Genomic DNA, 2,291 nt, shown 5'->3' on the forward strand with positions numbered 1-2,291 from the left:
TTCCAATTGCTTTATTGACGTTGAGCCTCGGAACCCTTAACAATCCCAAAACTTGTCGAATGGTCGGCTTAATAGCTCACGCTATGCCGACATTCGTCTACAAGTTTAGTTAAGGGTTCTTCTCAACGATCAATAAATTTTCTCGGCATAAAAGCGTGTTATAATTTAATTAGCGTTCTGTTTTCTTTTCACTGTTCACTTCCAAAAATGAAAATAGTGAAAGAAAGTAGCCACCAAATTTTATTGGTGGCTTTTTATTTTGTTAAATCTTAAATGCCTTTAATTTTAATTTTAAAGGGGTATTTTAAAGTTTTAGGGGTAAATCATATAGTTTTATACCTAAAAACATACATAAGCTCTTAAAACGCAAATATGAGCCAAATAAATATATTCTCATTTCACAAACAAAATTTAAACAAAACCAGTGACTAATTTTTTAGACACTGCCCAGTTACATGCAAATTTAAAAATTGGCATAAAAAGTGGGTAACCATGCTGGTTAAACGCTATAGTTCCCGCAGGGGCTAAAAACATAAAAAAACGCTAGCTTTTTAGCTAACGTTTCACATTTTTTAAATAATAATTTTGTTTTTCAAAATTCCAAATTGCAGTAATTGAATGTGCTTTTTCTTCTTCGTCTGTCGTTTTTTCTTCGTCACTTGTATTAATTAAATTGCCATCTTCGGCATCGTCTAAATTTAAAATTTTATGTTTTTGTTTAAGCAATCCACCATAACTCAACATACGTTTTCGGTATAAACCTTTTTCTAAATCATTCACGATTTCTTGATTTTTTTCATCATCATCAGTTAAAAAATCAGATGACTTAACCGAATATTTTGAGGTCTCTTTGATTGCTGCTTGAATATCTTTATCACCTTTTTGATTTGGTTTGATCGCTTTAATATTTGCCACCGGTCGATAATTAACCTGAAGTGCTTTTTGCCATAAATCGACCCATTCACTCTGCGTAATATAATTTTCTTTTTTTCTAAAATACGCATTTTCAACACATAATAAAACGTGCATATGTTGATTATAACTACCGTCATTTTGATTAACGGTAACTTCTGTTGAACGCATAAAACCAATTAAATTTTTACTAACTTTTTTATATTTAAATAATCTTCTAAAAGATTCAGTTAAGTGCTTTAAACTTTGTTCTAAAGTCTCGCCATCTATCGCATTACGCGTTGAAAGTGTTAAAAATAACCAACGCGCTTTCGGCTTTTCTTTAACTACTTCTTCAATCACTTTTTGAGCTTGATAACTATTCTTCATAGCACGCCTCCAATTACAAACTGGACATAATTTCGATTTACAAAACCATGTCTTATGTAACTTCAAATAACCTTCATCAGTCGGCTTGAACTCCAAGACATTACCACATTGTTTTACGTTATAAGCCTTTTTAACTTTTAAAATTTCAAGTATATCTGCATAGCTCACATTATCGATTTTCTTTTCTCTCCATGGGCGTTGTTTCCCACTTTTCGACATATCTTTTAATGTTTCATTATCTTGATTTTCGGCTATATTTCTTGTAGTATAAAAATGCATATAAAAAGCCCCCAGTTTTGATTTAGATTCGACACCTTAATCATATAACTGGGGTTTTTTCATGTCAAATTTTTCTTTCACGCTTAAAAATACAGAAAAACACTGTTGTATCAAGGCTTAACTCATGTTTTTAAAAAGTACGTTATTTCTATATAGTATCAAGACAAGAAGAAACTCGTTTTCAACTCGTTTTAAAATACAAATCTTAAAAATTTTACTTTCACTTAATATAAATTAAAATATAAGCTATCAAATAGAAATTAAAGGAGAAGCTTAATGCATTATTTATATTTATTTATCTCAATTGCAACAGAAATAATCGGAACTAGTTTTTTAAAAACATCAGAAGGTTTCACAAAGTTATGGCCATCATTAGGTACACTACTTTCGTTTGGAATTTGCTTTTATTTTTTAAGTTTAACAATAAAATTTTTGCCCTTAAATATAACTTACGCAACATGGGCAGGTCTAGGATTAGTATTAACAACAATAATCTCAGTTATCGTTTTTAAAGAAAATGTTAATTTAATTAGTATAATTTCTATTGGCTTAATTGTTATAGGTGTAGTTCTCTTAAATGTATTTGGAGAAAGCCATTGATTATTTTATTCCAATTGCTTTATTGACGTTGAGCCTCGGAACCCTTAACAATCCCAAAACTTGTCGAATGGTCGGCTTAATAGCTCACGCTATGCCGACATTCGTCTACAAGTTTAGTTAAGGGTTCTTCT

The 2,291-nt window shown here is 30.5% G+C and carries 2 protein-coding genes; one reads left to right on the forward strand and one right to left on the reverse strand.

The features are described 5' to 3' along the window. Positions 1–555: 555 nt before the first annotated feature. Positions 556–1,560 (reverse strand): protein rep, encoded by a 1,005-nt coding sequence (locus ACJQQZ_RS12485; RefSeq protein ID WP_081333478.1) that lies wholly within the window; start codon positions 1,558–1,560, stop codon positions 556–558. Between the two features lie 276 nt (positions 1,561–1,836). Between ACJQQZ_RS12485 and qacG the strand changes: the two genes are divergently transcribed. After that, entirely contained in the window at positions 1,837–2,160 is a 324-nt protein-coding gene (gene qacG, locus ACJQQZ_RS12490) for a quaternary ammonium compound efflux SMR transporter QacG (protein ID WP_408023170.1), read from the forward strand. The last annotated feature ends 131 nt before the right edge of the window (positions 2,161–2,291 follow it).

This window comes from Staphylococcus sp. KUGN1 (assembly GCF_045984185.1).
In the GTDB taxonomy this organism is placed as follows: domain Bacteria; phylum Bacillota; class Bacilli; order Staphylococcales; family Staphylococcaceae; genus Staphylococcus; species Staphylococcus warneri_A.

Coding starts and splice junctions, on each gene's coding strand:
- qacG (WP_408023170.1), top strand. CDS start 1,837: ATGCATTATTTATATTTATTTATCTCAATTGCAACAGAAATAATCGGA.
- ACJQQZ_RS12485 (WP_081333478.1), bottom strand. CDS start 1,560: ATGCATTTTTATACTACAAGAAATATAGCCGAAAATCAAGATAATGAA.